This is a genomic window from Enterobacter sp. Crenshaw (genome assembly GCF_024734705.1).
In the GTDB taxonomy this organism is placed as follows: Bacteria; Pseudomonadota; Gammaproteobacteria; order Enterobacterales; family Enterobacteriaceae; genus Enterobacter; species Enterobacter asburiae_B.
Genome location: NZ_CP102932.1, coordinates 255929 through 269751 on the forward strand (window position 1 = coordinate 255929; position 13823 = coordinate 269751).

The following is a 13823-nucleotide window of genomic DNA, read 5'->3' on the forward strand; positions in this document are numbered from 1 at the left end:
ATCACTTTTCCTTACAACAAACAGGGCGCTCATGGGGCGCCCTGTCTCTTTCTTACGTTTAAACCCTTATACTGAACCTATGGAAAACGAATAACGATAAGGAGGAAAACCTTCCGTGCTGACCCTGTTACACCTGCTCTCTGCAGTCGCCCTGCTCGTATGGGGCACCCATATCGTCCGTACCGGCGTGATGCGCGTATTTGGCGCGCGCTTACGTACCGTTCTCAGCAGCAGCGTTGAGAAGAAGCCGCTCGCCTTCTGCGCGGGCATTGGCGTAACGGCACTGGTGCAGAGCAGTAACGCTACGACCCTGCTTGTCACCTCCTTTGTGGCGCAGGATCTGGTGGCGCTGGCCCCGGCGCTGGTGATTGTGCTGGGGGCGGATGTAGGTACCGCGCTGATGGCGCGTATCCTGACCTTCGATCTCTCCTGGCTGTCGCCGCTGCTGATTTTTCTCGGCGTCATCTTCTTCCTTGGCCGCAAACAGACGCGCGCCGGGCAGCTCGGGCGCGTAGGGATTGGCCTGGGGCTGATCCTGCTGGCGCTGGAGCTGATTGTGCAGGCAGTCACGCCAATCACAGAGGCCAACGGCGTTCAGGTCATCTTCGCCTCCCTGACCGGGGACATCATGCTGGACGCGCTCATTGGCGCGGTGTTTGCTATCGTCAGCTACTCCAGCCTGGCGGCGGTTCTTCTGACGGCAACCTTAACCGCCGCAGGGGCGATCTCTTTCCCGGTGGCGCTGTGTCTGGTGATCGGGGCTAACCTCGGCTCGGGCCTGCTGGCGATGCTTAACAACAGCGCCGCCAACGCCGCCGCCCGCCGCGTGGCCCTCGGCAGCCTGCTGTTTAAGCTGGTGGGCAGCCTGATTATCCTGCCCTTTATCCACCCGCTGGCGAACCTGATGGACAATCTCCCGCTGCCGAAGGCGGAGCTGGTGATCTACTTCCACGTGTTCTACAACCTGGTGCGCTGCCTGGCGATGGTGCCTTTTGCCGGGCCGATGGCCCGCTTCTGCGAGCGTCTCATTCAGGACGAACCGGAGCTGGATGCGCGCCTGAAGCCGAAGCACCTGGATACGTCCGCTCTGGATACCCCGGCGCTGGCGCTGGCGAATGCCGCGCGCGAGACGCTGCGCATGGGCGACGCAATGGAAACCATGCTCGAAGGCCTGCAAAAGGTGATGCACGGCGAGCCGCGTGAAGAGAAAGAACTGCGCAGACTGGCGGACGATATCAACGTGCTCTATACCGCGATCAAGCTTTACCTGGCGCGTATGCCGCAGGACGAGCTGGCGGAAGAGGAGTCCCGCCGCTGGGCGGAAATCATCGAGATGTCGCTTAACCTTGAGCAGGCCTCGGATATCGTTGAGCGTATGGGCAGCGAGATCGCCGACAAATCCCTTGCCGCGCGTCGTGCGTTTTCAGGTGAAGGCCTGAAGGAGCTGGAAGCGCTGCACGAACAGCTGGTCAGCAACCTCAAGCTGGCGATGCTGGTCTTCTTCTCCAGCGACGTGCCGAGCGCGCGCCGCCTGCGCCGCAACAAGCATCGTTTCCGTATTCTGAACCGCCGCTATTCGCACGCCCACGTTGAGCGTCTGCACCAGCAGAACGTGCAGAGTATCGAGACCAGCTCCCTGCATCTGGGGCTGCTGGGGGATATGAAGCGTCTCAACTCGTTGTTCTGCGCGGTGGCGTACAGCGTGATGGAACAGCCGGATGAAGACGACGAGCGGGATGAGTATTAATCTCCAGCGTGTTTGATTGTTAGCCCAAGACCCAATGCTTTCATGACCGCCAGAGTGGTTTTAAGCGTTGGGTTTCCTTTATCACTGAACGATCGATACAGTTGCTCTCGTGATAGGCCAGTTTGCTGTGAAATGGTCGACATTCCTTTCGCGCGCGCGATGACGCCCAGCGCTTTAGCAATATACGCTGAGTCGCCCGTTTCTAAGGCATCAGCCATAAACACGGCGATTTCCTCGTCATCCACCAGCGCATTGGCTGGATCGTAGGGTGTTAATTTATGCATGCTCATTCACTCCTGCCATTGGGATACATTGCTCAGCATTTTTGCCATAAGTATGTCTCTGGCCTGGCTGCTTTTGTCACCACCACACAACAGCACGATGATGCAATTGCCCTGGTCTTTAAAATAGAGTCTGTAGCCCGGACCATAGTGGATCCTCAGCTCACTTATACCTTCCCCAACGGGTTTAATGTCGCCCGCTAAACCATTTGCCAACCGAAAGAGGCGGGAAGCGATAATGGTCTTCGCTCGCCGATCTTTTAAGTTTTGCTCCCAGCGTTGGAAGGATTCTGTCTGAACGATCTCCTTCATATTACTTCATGTGATTTATAAACTACAAATGGTTGTCTCTGGAGAGTAAAGCTAAAAGGAGTTAGCTCAAGGATAAATGGCCTGACGCTAAATCCTGAAAGCGTCTCGCAAAATAAAAAACCCGTCTCAGTAACCGTCGGCTAATCTTTTTTTCCAGCCCATACCTAAGGTATATTTCGCCCTTCACAGGAGAAACTATGCTGCCAACTCAATCAACCCGATTAAACAAATACATTAGCGAGAGCGGGATCTGCTCACGTCGCGAGGCTGACCGTTACATTGAACAAGGTAACGTGTTTCTTAACGGCAAACGCGCCACCATCGGCGACCAGGTGGTCCCTGGCGATGTGGTTAAAGTGAATGGTCAGGTCATCGAACCGCGTGATGCTGAAGACCTGGTGTTTATCGCGTTGAACAAACCGGTTGGGATTGTCAGCACCACGGAAGACGGTGAGCGGGACAACATCGTTGATTTCGTGAACCACAGCAGCCGTATCTTCCCGATTGGCCGTCTGGATAAAGACTCTCAGGGGCTGATTTTTCTCACCAACCACGGCGATCTGGTCAACAAAATTCTGCGTGCCGGTAATGACCACGAGAAAGAGTATGTCGTTACGGTGAACAAGCCAGTGACGGACGAATTTATTCGCGGCATGGGCGCGGGCGTGCCGATCCTCGGTACCGTCACGAAAAAGTGTAAGGTGAAGAAAGAAGCGCCGTTCGCGTTCCGCATTACGCTGGTGCAGGGCTTAAACCGCCAGATCCGCCGTATGTGCGAGCACTTCGGTTATGAAGTGACGAAGCTGGAACGCACGCGCATCATGAACGTCAGCCTGTCCGGTATCCCGCTGGGCGAGTGGCGCGATTTAACGGATGACGAGCTGATTGAGCTCTTCAAGCTTATCGAGAACTCCTCGTCCGAAGCGAAGCCGAAGGCCAAAGCCAAACCGAAAACCCAGGCGATTAAGCGCCCGGTGGTGAAGGCGCCTCAGGCGGAAGATAAGGGGCGAGGCAAGCCGGGTAATGGAAAACGCTTTACCCAGCCGGGGCGCAAAAAGAAAGGGCGCTGATTAGCGCCTTCCACGGGTAGACGTTGTGGCGGACCAGGAAAAGGTCGCCTCTGCATCGGGTTTATAAGCCTGCTCTTTTTTAAGCTTGCGGGCTTTTTTCGCCGCGGCGTCACGCTGCGCCATCAGCTTATCGATGTACTCTTTTTTCACCTGATTGGTTTCGGCGTTCGTCAGCGTGCGGCCATGTGCGATACGGGCACGGTCGAGAAGCGTTTTCAGTTCGCGCTGCTCGGCTTCCGTCATGTCTTTCTGGGTCAAACGTGGTGTAGCCATTGCTGAAGCCTCCTGATAGAGAGGCTTCAGTGTAAAGCAAGCCGCGTAAATTAACCCTGCTTCACCGCATCTTTTTTCGTTTGTTCATCAATCGGTTTGCCGGACCAGTAGCCCGCCAGCAGCGAGCCGGAGAGGTTATGCCAGACGGAGAACAGCGCGCCAGGCAGGGCCGCCAGCGGGGAGAAGTAAATTTTACCGAGCGCCGCCGCCAGGCCGGAGTTCTGCATGCCTACCTCGATTGCCAGCGTGCGGCAGGTCGATTCGTCAAAACCGAACAGCTTCCCGCCCCAGTAGCCGCCCAGCAGGCCAATAGTGTTATGCAGCACCACGGCGATGATCACCACAAAGCCCACGGAGGCAATGTGCGATGCGGAACCCGCCACCACGGCGCTGATGATTGCCAGAATGCAGACCATCGAAAACGCGGGCAGGTACGGCTCAACGGCCTTCACCACGCGCGGGAAAAGATGGTGAATGACCAGCCCCAGCGCAATCGGGATCACCACAATCTGCAGAATGCTGAGCAGCATGCCCATCACGTCCACCTGAATATGCGCGTCCACGTACAGGCGGGTTAACAGCGGCGTGGCAACGACGCCAACCAGCGTTGAAACGGAGGAGATGGTGACGGAGAGCGCCACGTCGCCTTTTGCCAGGTAGATCATGACGTTGGAGGCCGTGCCGCTGGCCACGCTGCCCACCAGCACCATCCCGGCGGAGAGATCGGGCGGCATCTTAAAGGCCATCGCCAGCAGCCACGCCGCAAGCGGCATCACCAGGTAGTGCAGGAAGATCCCTGCCGCGACGGGCGCAGGGCGAGACAGCACGCGTTTAAAGTCGTCGACTTTCAGATGCACGCCCATACCGAACATGATCAGCATCAGCAGCGTGGCGACCCACGGACCAATGCCCGTGAACGTGGCGGGGGTGTAATACGCGAGTACGGAGAGCAGCAGCGCCCATAACGGGAACAACCGTGTGATGACGGATAACATAGTGAATTCCTTGCAGTATTGTCGTGTTGTTTAGTTATGAAAAAGCCGGGTCTGTGCCCGGCTTATAGGTATTGTTTATCGTGCTAATGAATTTTATTCAAACAAATTCTGATGAAGTTTCTGCACGACCTGCTCGGCCTGATCGGCAGGCACCAGGAAGCAGAGGTTGTAGCTGGATGCGCCGTAGCAGATCATGCGGATGCTGAACGGGTCGAGCACGCCGAACACCTCTTTACCCACGCCGCAGGCGCGCGACAGCTTGTTGCCGATGATGGCAACCAGCGCCAGGTCTTCTTCTACTTCCACGCGGCACAGCTCAGACAGCTCAATCAGCAGCGACTGCGTCAGCAGCGTGTCGCCGGTGGAGGTCGAGCCGGTGGTGTCCAGCGTTAGCGCAATGCTCACTTCAGAGGTGGTGATCAGATCCACCGAGATATTGTGGCGCGCCAGAATGCCAAACACTTCCGCCAGGAAACCGCGTGAATGCAGCATATTGTGGCTGTGGAGCGTCACCAGCGTCTGGCGACGGCGCAGGGCCAGGGCGCGGAACAGAGGTGGGTTTTCCGTTTTCTTGCAGACCAGCGTCCCGCCCGCTTTCGGATCTTTGCTGGAGCCGACGAAGACCGGAATATCGCTGCGCACTGCCGGCAGCAGCGTTGCCGGGTGCAGCACTTTCGCACCGAAGGTGGCCATTTCAGCCGCTTCTTCAAAGGCGATCACATCAATACGTTTAGCCGCAGAAACGACGCGCGGGTCGGTAGTGTAAATGCCCGGAACGTCCGTCCAGATATCCACGCGCGTTGCATGCAGGGCTTCGCCCAGCAGCGCGGCGGTGTAGTCGCTGCCGCCGCGGCCAAGCGTGGTGGTGCGGCCTTTTGCTTCACTGCCGATAAAGCCCTGGGTGATCACAATACCGTCTGCCAGGCGTGGTGCCAGCTGCTGATTGGTCAGCTCCGCCAGCGCCTCAACGTCCGGCTCGGCGCGACCAAAGCGATCGCTGGTACGCATCACTTTACGCACGTCAAACCACTGCGCCTGAACGTTACGCTCGCGCATGATTTCCACAAACAGCAGGGTGGACATCAGCTCACCGTGGCTGACCAGCTCGTCGGTCAGGGCGGTGGAGGTAGCCAGAGACGCCGCTTCTGCCAGAGTGGTGATATTTTCCAGCAGACGTTCCACTTCCTCGCGGATGACGTTCGGGTTCTGCAGACGCTCAAGAATGTCGAACTGAATTTTGCGCAGTGCATCCAGCTTCACGAAACGTTCTGTCGCTTCCAGTCCTTCAGACAGAGAAACCAGCAGGTTCGTCACGCCGGCGGATGCTGAGAGCACCACCAGGCGGGTATTCGGATCGGCCAGCACCACATCGGCGCTGCGGTTCATGGCATCGTAATCGGCCACACTGGTGCCGCCAAATTTGGCGACCACAAAACTCGTCATAACAACCTCGTGTCAGGGAATGAATAAGCGACCTTGGCACAAGAGTGAAACGAAAACAGGTGCAGGCGCAAAATACGGCCCTATAAATAAAATGCGGGGGAGGTCCTGTCAATGCTGGGATTATGCGGATTTTTTATGGGGGGGTACCCCTGAGAAACAGGACTTATAACAGCGCCAGATTTTATGCTCCGTTTTAGGGCTTTTTGACCGACATTTCGCCGCCCCGGGAGGGCGCTTCAGCAGCTATACTTTTCGGGTCTTTTCACCTGTGTTTGATGCAGGCCAGGGCAATGGCATAAAAACCATCACAATTTTTATTTGCAGGCGCTACAATCGACCGCAGTCACAATTCTCAAATCAGAAGAGTATTGCTAATGAAAAACATCAACCCAACGCAGACCGCTGCCTGGCAGGCACTCCAGAAACATTTTGATGAAATGAAAGACGTCACCATCGCGGATCTGTTCGCGAAAGATGCCGATCGTTTCTCTAAGTTCTCCGCGACCTTCGACGACCTGATGCTGGTGGATTTCTCCAAAAACCGCATTACCGAAGAAACGCTGGCAAAACTGCAGGATCTGGCGAAAGAGACCGAGCTTGCCGACGCCATCAAATCCATGTTCTCCGGCGAGAAGATCAACCGTACCGAAGACCGTGCCGTGCTGCACGTGGCCCTGCGTAACCGTAGCAATACGCCAATCATCGTTGACGGCAAAGACGTCATGCCGGAAGTGAACGCGGTGCTGGAAAAGATGAAAACCTTCTCCGAAGCGATCATCTCCGGTAGCTGGAAAGGCTACACCGGCAAAGCGATCACCGACGTGGTTAACATCGGTATCGGCGGTTCTGACCTCGGCCCGTTCATGGTGACCGAAGCGCTGCGCCCGTATAAAAACCACCTCAATATGCACTTTGTGTCTAACGTCGATGGTACCCACATCGCCGAAGTGCTGAAGAACGTGAACCCGGAAACCACCCTGTTCCTGGTTGCGTCCAAAACCTTCACCACTCAGGAAACCATGACCAACGCCCACAGCGCGCGCGACTGGTTCCTGAAAACCGCGGGCGACAACAAGCACGTGGCGAAACACTTCGCGGCGCTGTCTACCAACGGCAAAGCGGTCAGCGAGTTCGGCATTGATACCGCGAACATGTTCGAGTTCTGGGACTGGGTTGGCGGCCGCTACTCCCTGTGGTCTGCGATCGGTCTGTCCATCATCCTGTCCGTGGGCTTCGACAACTTCGTCGAGCTGCTCTCCGGCGCGCACGCGATGGACAAACACTTCTCCACCACCGCACCAGAGAAAAACCTGCCGGTGCTGCTGGCGCTGATCGGTATCTGGTACAACAACTTCTTCGGCGCTGAAACCGAAGCGATCCTGCCGTACGACCAGTACATGCACCGCTTTGCTGCTTACTTCCAGCAGGGCAACATGGAATCCAACGGTAAGTACGTTGACCGTAACGGCAACGCGGTGGATTACCAGACTGGCCCAATCATCTGGGGCGAGCCGGGCACCAACGGCCAGCATGCCTTCTACCAGCTGATCCACCAGGGCACCAAAATGGTACCGTGCGATTTCATCGCCCCGGCTATCACCCATAACCCGCTGTCCGACCACCATCCGAAGCTGCTGTCCAACTTCTTTGCGCAGACCGAAGCGCTGGCGTTCGGTAAATCCCGCGAAGTGGTTGAGCAGGAATACCGTGACCAGGGTAAAGATCCGGCAACCCTGGACCACGTGGTGCCGTTCAAAGTGTTCGAAGGCAACCGCCCAACCAACTCCATCCTGCTGCGCGAAATTACGCCGTTCAGCCTGGGCGCGCTGATTGCCCTGTACGAGCACAAGATCTTCACGCAGGGCGCCATCCTGAACATCTTCACCTTTGACCAGTGGGGCGTTGAGCTGGGCAAACAGCTGGCAAACCGTATTCTGCCAGAGCTGGGTGACGATAAAGCGATTGCCAGCCATGACAGCTCGACAAATGGTTTGATCAACCGTTATAAAGCCTGGCGTGCGTAATTAAAGCGTCATGAAAACGTGCCGGCTTAATGCCGGCATTTTTTTATCGGATAATTCCTGATGTCTGTTAGTTAACTCAAATTCTGAATCTGAGTTTAATCCGAAAAAGACGCTTAACCCGTTAATTGCTGCGGTTTATTTTAAGAAAATACGTAGTGGTTCATTAATATGGTTATATTATAAGTCGTTGATTTATAAAAATTATATATTTATGTTATTTGTCTTTCATTTCCATTTTAACCATTAGTCCGAAAACTCCATCCCTATTTCCCCTTACGGCAAACCCACGGCAGTAGTTGTGTATACTCGATTCCGCCTGAAATTCTTTTCGGGCAAATCTCCATTCATTCATTGAAGGGAAATTGTTATGAAGAAAGTACTGTATGGCATTTTTGCCATATCTGCGCTTGCGGCGACATCTGTCTATGCAGCTCCGGTTCAGGTCGGGGAAGCGGCAGGTTCGGCAGCGACGTCTGCGTCTGCGGGAAGTTCTACCTCAGCCAGCGCCAGCACCGTAAGTTCAGCCGTGGGTGTCGCGCTGGCGGCAACCGGTGGCGGTGATGGCTCCAATACCGGAACCACGACCACCACGACAACCAGCACCCAGTAATAGCGGGTGTTTTAATCATAACCACACTTCGGTGTGGTTATTTCGCCCCTTCGGAGAAGAGTCGTGAAGCGACCTGCAATCATTCTGATTTGCCTGCTGCTGCAGGCGTGCTCGGCCACCACCAAAGGGCTGGGAAACTCACTGTGGGAAAGCATGTTCGGCACACCGGGCGTGCATTTGACCGATGACGAACTTCAAAACATGCCCTATGCCAGTCAGTACATGCAGCTAAACGATGGCCCGCAGCTGTTTGTGGTGCTCGCTTTCGATGAAAACGGGCAGCAGAAATGGGTGACGCAGGATCAGGCCACCATCGTGACGCAGCATGGTCGTATCGTGAAAACCCTGTTGGGCGGCGACAACCTGCTGGAGGTGAATAACATCGCTGCCGATCCGCTGATCAAGCCGAACCAGATCGCCGACGGCGCAAGCTGGACGCGCACGATGGGCTGGACCGAACATAAGCAGGTGCGTTACGCCACGGCTCGCTCGACCTTCCGCTGGGACGGCACGGACAGCGTGAAAGTCGGCAGCGACGAAACGCAGGTTCGCGTGCTGGATGAAGAAGTCACTACCGACCAGGCCACCTGGCACAACCGCTTCTGGATCGACGAGGAAGGGCAGATCCGCCAGTCCCTGCAGTATCTCGGTGCCGGATTCTTCCCGGTGAAAACCACCCTGATCAAGGCGGCGAAATCATGAAAACGCTCATCCACGTTGCGCTTCTCGCCAGCCTTGCCGCGCCGCTGGCATGGTCCGCAGGGACGGTGAAGGTCTACACGCCGGACAGTGAAAAACCCAAAACCTTAACCCACGCTGAGCATCTGCTCGATCTCGTCGGACAGCCAAGGCTCGCCAACAGCTGGTGGCCGGGGGCAGCGATCGCTGAGCGGCAGAAGACCGCTGAAGCGGAACAACAGCACAAGGCGCTCCTTGCCAGGCTGACGGGGTTAGCGGAGCAGGAAGATGGCGACGACGCGGCGGCGATTAACAGCGTTCGCCAGCAGCTGCAGGCGCTGAAGGTGACGGGCCGTCAGAACGTGAACCTTGATCCCGACGAAGTGCGCGTCACGGAAAAGGGCAATCCCACGCTTGAAGGGGAGTATACGCTCTGGCTGCCGGAGAAGCCGACGACGGTGACCGTAGTGGGGCTTATCAGCAGCCCGGGTAAAAAGCCCTTTACGCCCGGTCGTGACGTGGCGAGCTACCTCGACGAGCAGAGCCTGCTGAGCGGTGCCGATAACAGCTACGCCTGGGTGGTTTACCCAGACGGGCACACACAAAAAGCCCCCGTCGCTTACTGGAATAAACGGCATATCGAACCTATGCCGGGCAGCATCATTTTTGTCGGTTTTGCCGACCATTTCTGGACGAAGGCGTATGACGGGCTTAACGCCGATATCCTTCACTCCCTGATTCAGCGGATACCGGAATAATGAAAAGAACCTATCTCTACAGCATGCTGGCGCTCTGCGTGAGTGCCGCCTGCCATGCAGAAACGTATCCGGCACCCATTGGCCCGTCTCAGTCAGACTTCGGCGGCGTCGGTTTACTGCAAACGCCCACCGCGCGTATGGCGCGCGAAGGCGAAATTAGCCTTAACTACCGTGATAACGACCAGTATCGCTATTACTCGGCGTCGGTGCAGCTGTTCCCGTGGCTTGAAACTACGCTGCGCTATACCGACGTGCGTACGAAACAATACAGCAGAGTAGAGGCGTTCTCCGGCGATCAGACTTACAAAGATAAAGCCTTCGACGTCAAGCTGCGCCTGTGGGAAGAGAGTTACTGGATGCCGCAGATGTCCGTGGGCGCCAAAGATATCGGTGGTACCGGTCTGTTTGATGCGGAATACATCGTAGCCAGTAAAGCCTGGGGGCCGTTCGACTTCTCGCTCGGCCTGGGATGGGGCTATCTCGGCACCAGCGGTAACGTGAAAAACCCGTTTTGCTCCTACAGCGACAAATACTGCTACCGCGATAACAGCTATAAGAAAGCGGGCTCCATCAACGGAGACCAGATGTTCCACGGTCCGGCGTCGCTGTTTGGCGGCGTGGAGTATCAAACGCCCTGGCAGCCATTACGCCTGAAGCTGGAATATGAGGGGAATGACTACTCGCAGGACTTCGCCGGAAAGATTGAGCAGAAGAGCAAGTTTAACGTCGGCGCCATTTATCGCGTCACCGACTGGGCCGACGTTAACCTCAGCTACGAGCGCGGCAATACGGTGATGTTTGGCTTCACGCTGCGCACCAACTTTAACGACATGCGGCCGCACTACAATGATAACGCGCGCCCTGCATACCAGCCGGAGCCGCAGGATGCGATTCTGCAGCACTCCGTGGTGGCAAACCAGCTGACGCTGCTGAAATACAATGCCGGCCTGGCGGATCCGAAAATTCAGGTGAAAGGCGATACGCTGTACGTGACCGGCGAGCAGGTGAAATACCGCGACTCGCGCGAAGGGATCGAACGCGCTAACCGGATCGTTATGAACGATCTGCCGGAAGGGATCCGCACGATCCGCGTGACGGAGAACCGTCTCAACCTGCCGCAGGTCACAACCGAAACGGACGTTGCCAGCCTCAAGCGCCATCTGGAAGGTGAGCCGCTCGGGCATGAAACCGAGCTGGTGCAAAAACGCGTAGAGCCGATCGTGCCGGAAACCACCGAGCAGGGCTGGTATATCGACAAATCGCGCTTCGATTTCCATATCGATCCGGTGCTGAACCAGTCCGTCGGCGGGCCTGAAAACTTCTACATGTATCAGTTGGGCGTCATGGCGACGGCGGATCTGTGGCTCACCGACCACCTGCTGACCACCGGCAGCCTGTTCGGCAACATCGCCAATAACTACGACAAGTTCAACTACACCAACCCGCCAAAAGACTCGGCGCTGCCGCGCGTGCGTACCCGCGTGCGTGAGTACGTACAAAACGATGCCTACGTGAATAACCTGCAGGCCAACTACTTCCAGTACTTCGGAAACGGCTTCTACGGCCAGGTGTACGGCGGGTATCTGGAAACCATGTACGGCGGCGCGGGGGCGGAAGTGCTTTATCGTCCTATCGACAGCAACTGGGCGTTCGGGGTGGATGCCAACTACGTCAAACAGCGTGACTGGCGCAGCGCGCAGGACATGATGAAGTTCACCGACTACAGCGTCAAAACGGGCCATCTGACCGCCTACTGGACGCCGTCGTTCGCCCCTGACGTGCTGGTGAAAGCCAGCGTCGGCCAGTACCTGGCGGGCGATAAGGGCGGCACGCTGGATATCTCTAAACACTTCGACAGTGGCGTCGTGGTGGGCGGCTACGCCACCATCACCAACGTCTCGCCGGACGAATACGGGGAAGGGGACTTCACCAAAGGGGTCTACGTGTCGATTCCGCTGGATCTGTTCTCGTCAGGCCCAACCCGCAGCCGTGCGGCAGTGGGCTGGACGCCGCTGACGCGTGACGGGGGTCAGCAGCTTGGACGTAAGTTCCAGCTGTATGACATGACGAGCGATAAGAACATTAACTTCCGCTGATGCCCCTCACCCTCTCCCCTAAGGGGAGAGGGGAATCCTCTCCATTGCGTCAAACATAAACAAAAAATATAGATCCCCGTCACATTTTTGCGTTATACAGGAACCTCGCCCTGGAGAATGAGGTGCTGTATGACATCCCTGACTCGCCCGCGCGTTGAGTTTATCTCAACAGTCCTCCAGACCGTGCTGAACCTCGGTCTGTTGAGCCTTGGCCTGATACTGGTCGTCTTTTTGGGTAAAGAGACGGTGCATCTTGCGGATGTACTGTTCGCCCCTGAACAAACCAGCAAATATGCGCTGGTGGAAGGCCTGGTGGTCTACTTTCTCTACTTTGAATTTATCGCCCTGATTGTGAAGTACTTTCAGTCCGGCTTTCACTTTCCGCTGCGTTATTTTGTCTACATTGGGATCACTGCGATAGTGCGGCTGATCATCGTCGATCATAAATCCCCGCTCGACGTGCTGATCTACTCGGCGGCGATCCTGCTGCTGGTGATCACCCTCTGGCTGTGCAACTCGAAGCGGCTGAAACGCGAATAAAAAAAATGGCGCTCCGAAGAGCGCCTAACAACAGTCACAAGTTGGGTCAATACAATACGTCTAAAGTTGAGGGTTGCAGTGGCATAACAAAATGAAACTTAACCTTTCACACCGCCCGCCGTCAGGCCGTTGACCAGCCAGCGCTGCGCCAGCAGGAACACCACGGTAATCGGGATGGCGGAAAGTACGGCCGCCGCGGCAAAGTCGCCCCACAGGTAGTTTTGCGGGTTGAGGTATTGCTGCATACCTACGGCCAGGGTGTAGCTGTTCACATCACGCAGTAACAGTGAGGCAACCGGTACTTCGGTGATCGCAGCGATAAACGACAGGATAAACACTACCGCCAGAATCGGCACCGACAGCGGTAGCAGCACCAGGCGGAACGCCTGCCACGGGGTTGCGCCATCCAGCGCGGCCGCTTCTTCCAGCGAGCCGTCGATGGTTTCGAAATAGCCTTTAATGGTCCATACATGCAGTGCGATACCGCCAAGATAGGCGAAGATCACGCCGCCGTGGGTGTTCAGGCCGATAAACGGTACGTACTGGCCCAGACGGTCAAACAGGGCATACAACGCCACCAGCGACAGCACGGCGGGGAACATCTGGAAAATCAGCATCCCTTTCAGCAGCGTCGCTTTGCCCGGGAAACGCATGCGGGCGAAGGCATAAGCACAGGTAGTGGAAAGCGCCACGATACCAATGGCGGTAATGCCTGCGATTTTCACCGAGTTCCACAGCCACAGCAGGACCGGGAACGGCGGCGGCGTGACGCGGCCATCCGCGTGTTCCACGCTGAAGCCCAGCGCGAGCTTCCAGTGCTCCCAGGAGATTTCGTCCGGGATCAGGCTCCCGGTGGCGAAGTTACCCGAACGCAGAGAGATGGCGATAACCATCAGCAGCGGGAACATGATCGCCGCTATGAAAATCAGCAGGCCTAAGTGCGTCGCCAGGAGGCGCAACTTCTGAGATTTGGGTTGTACCATTGCCATGATTGAT

General features: G+C 56.5%; 14 protein-coding genes. 8 read left to right on the plus strand and 6 right to left on the minus strand.

What is annotated here, in order from left to right; translation table 11 throughout:
* Positions 1–115: 115 nt before the first annotated feature.
* Positions 116–1747 (plus strand): Na/Pi cotransporter family protein, encoded by a 1632-nt coding sequence (locus NWV12_RS01140; protein ID WP_048979396.1) that lies wholly within the window; start codon positions 116–118, stop codon positions 1745–1747.
* Here NWV12_RS01140 and NWV12_RS01145 read toward each other — a convergent pair.
* Positions 1744–2031, minus strand: coding sequence for an addiction module antidote protein (locus NWV12_RS01145; RefSeq protein WP_033144375.1), 288 nt, complete (start codon positions 2029–2031; stop codon positions 1744–1746). The genes NWV12_RS01140 and NWV12_RS01145 overlap by 4 nt on opposite strands.
* Before the next feature lie 6 nt (positions 2032–2037).
* The gene (locus tag NWV12_RS01150; RefSeq protein ID WP_048979397.1) at positions 2038–2340 is read right to left on the minus strand and encodes a type II toxin-antitoxin system RelE/ParE family toxin; all 303 of its coding nucleotides are present in this window, start codon (positions 2338–2340) and stop codon (positions 2038–2040) included.
* Positions 2341–2537: 197 nt separating this feature from the next.
* On the opposite strand from NWV12_RS01150, the gene rluF reads away from it, so the two are divergent.
* Positions 2538–3410 carry a 23S rRNA pseudouridine(2604) synthase RluF gene (gene rluF, locus NWV12_RS01155; RefSeq protein ID WP_033144377.1) on the plus strand — a complete coding sequence of 291 codons (873 nt, stop codon included), beginning with the start codon at positions 2538–2540 and terminating at the stop codon, positions 3408–3410.
* Here the strand turns inward: rluF and NWV12_RS01160 are convergent, their stop codons facing one another.
* The 3 genes from NWV12_RS01160 to lysC form a co-directional block, all read right to left on the minus strand.
* Entirely contained in the window at positions 3411–3683 is a 273-nt protein-coding gene (locus tag NWV12_RS01160; protein ID WP_023309994.1) for a DUF3811 domain-containing protein, read from the minus strand.
* A gap of 50 nt (positions 3684–3733) precedes the next feature.
* Positions 3734–4678 carry a ketopantoate/pantoate/pantothenate transporter PanS gene (gene panS / locus NWV12_RS01165; RefSeq protein WP_048979398.1) on the minus strand — a complete coding sequence of 315 codons (945 nt, stop codon included), beginning with the start codon at positions 4676–4678 and terminating at the stop codon, positions 3734–3736.
* 93 nt (positions 4679–4771) lie between these two features.
* Positions 4772–6121 carry a lysine-sensitive aspartokinase 3 gene (gene lysC / locus NWV12_RS01170; protein WP_023309996.1) on the minus strand — a complete coding sequence of 450 codons (1350 nt, stop codon included), beginning with the start codon at positions 6119–6121 and terminating at the stop codon, positions 4772–4774.
* 374 nt (positions 6122–6495) lie between these two features.
* Here lysC and pgi point away from each other — a divergent pair, with 374 nt between their 5' ends.
* The 6 genes from pgi (at position 6496) to psiE (ending at position 12827) form a co-directional block, all read left to right on the plus strand.
* A complete protein-coding gene (gene pgi, locus NWV12_RS01175) occupies positions 6496–8145 on the plus strand; it encodes a glucose-6-phosphate isomerase (protein ID WP_048977787.1) in 1650 nt (549 codons plus the stop codon).
* Positions 8146–8512: 367 nt separating this feature from the next.
* Positions 8513–8755, plus strand: coding sequence for an exopolysaccharide production protein YjbE (gene yjbE, locus NWV12_RS01180; protein WP_048979400.1), 243 nt, complete (start codon positions 8513–8515; stop codon positions 8753–8755).
* A gap of 63 nt (positions 8756–8818) precedes the next feature.
* Positions 8819–9457, plus strand: a complete 639-nt coding sequence (locus tag NWV12_RS01185; protein WP_047059420.1) for a YjbF family lipoprotein — start codon at positions 8819–8821, stop codon at positions 9455–9457.
* On the plus strand, positions 9454–10191 hold the full coding sequence (locus tag NWV12_RS01190) for a capsule biosynthesis GfcC D2 domain-containing protein (RefSeq protein WP_048979401.1): 738 nt from the start codon (positions 9454–9456) through the stop codon (positions 10189–10191). Before NWV12_RS01185 ends, NWV12_RS01190 begins: the two co-directional genes overlap by 4 nt.
* Complete coding sequence (locus tag NWV12_RS01195) at positions 10191–12287, plus strand: YjbH domain-containing protein (protein ID WP_101744420.1); 2097 nt, start codon at positions 10191–10193, stop codon at positions 12285–12287. Before NWV12_RS01190 ends, NWV12_RS01195 begins: the two co-directional genes overlap by 1 nt.
* 129 nt (positions 12288–12416) lie before the next feature.
* Positions 12417–12827 (plus strand): phosphate-starvation-inducible protein PsiE, encoded by a 411-nt coding sequence (psiE, locus tag NWV12_RS01200; RefSeq protein WP_021242727.1) that lies wholly within the window; start codon positions 12417–12419, stop codon positions 12825–12827.
* 98 nt (positions 12828–12925) lie between these two features.
* On the opposite strand, the gene malG is transcribed toward psiE, so the two are convergent.
* Positions 12926–13816, minus strand: a complete 891-nt coding sequence (gene malG / locus NWV12_RS01205; RefSeq protein ID WP_023310002.1) for a maltose ABC transporter permease MalG — start codon at positions 13814–13816, stop codon at positions 12926–12928.
* Positions 13817–13823 lie beyond the last annotated feature (7 nt).

Excerpts from the sequence above, each read along its gene's own strand:
- lysC (WP_023309996.1), bottom strand. The coding sequence starts at position 6,121 with ATGACGAGTTTTGTGGTCGCCAAATTTGGCGGCACCAGTGTGGCCGAT.
- pgi (WP_048977787.1), top strand. The coding sequence starts at position 6,496 with ATGAAAAACATCAACCCAACGCAGACCGCTGCCTGGCAGGCACTCCAG.
- malG (WP_023310002.1), bottom strand. The coding sequence starts at position 13,816 with ATGGCAATGGTACAACCCAAATCTCAGAAGTTGCGCCTCCTGGCGACG.
- panS (WP_048979398.1), bottom strand. The coding sequence starts at position 4,678 with ATGTTATCCGTCATCACACGGTTGTTCCCGTTATGGGCGCTGCTGCTC.
- NWV12_RS01160 (WP_023309994.1), bottom strand. The coding sequence starts at position 3,683 with ATGGCTACACCACGTTTGACCCAGAAAGACATGACGGAAGCCGAGCAG.
- NWV12_RS01195 (WP_101744420.1), top strand. The coding sequence starts at position 10,191 with ATGAAAAGAACCTATCTCTACAGCATGCTGGCGCTCTGCGTGAGTGCC.
- NWV12_RS01190 (WP_048979401.1), top strand. The coding sequence starts at position 9,454 with ATGAAAACGCTCATCCACGTTGCGCTTCTCGCCAGCCTTGCCGCGCCG.
- psiE (WP_021242727.1), top strand. The coding sequence starts at position 12,417 with ATGACATCCCTGACTCGCCCGCGCGTTGAGTTTATCTCAACAGTCCTC.
- NWV12_RS01150 (WP_048979397.1), bottom strand. The coding sequence starts at position 2,340 with ATGAAGGAGATCGTTCAGACAGAATCCTTCCAACGCTGGGAGCAAAAC.
- NWV12_RS01145 (WP_033144375.1), bottom strand. The coding sequence starts at position 2,031 with ATGCATAAATTAACACCCTACGATCCAGCCAATGCGCTGGTGGATGAC.
- yjbE (WP_048979400.1), top strand. The coding sequence starts at position 8,513 with ATGAAGAAAGTACTGTATGGCATTTTTGCCATATCTGCGCTTGCGGCG.
- rluF (WP_033144377.1), top strand. The coding sequence starts at position 2,538 with ATGCTGCCAACTCAATCAACCCGATTAAACAAATACATTAGCGAGAGC.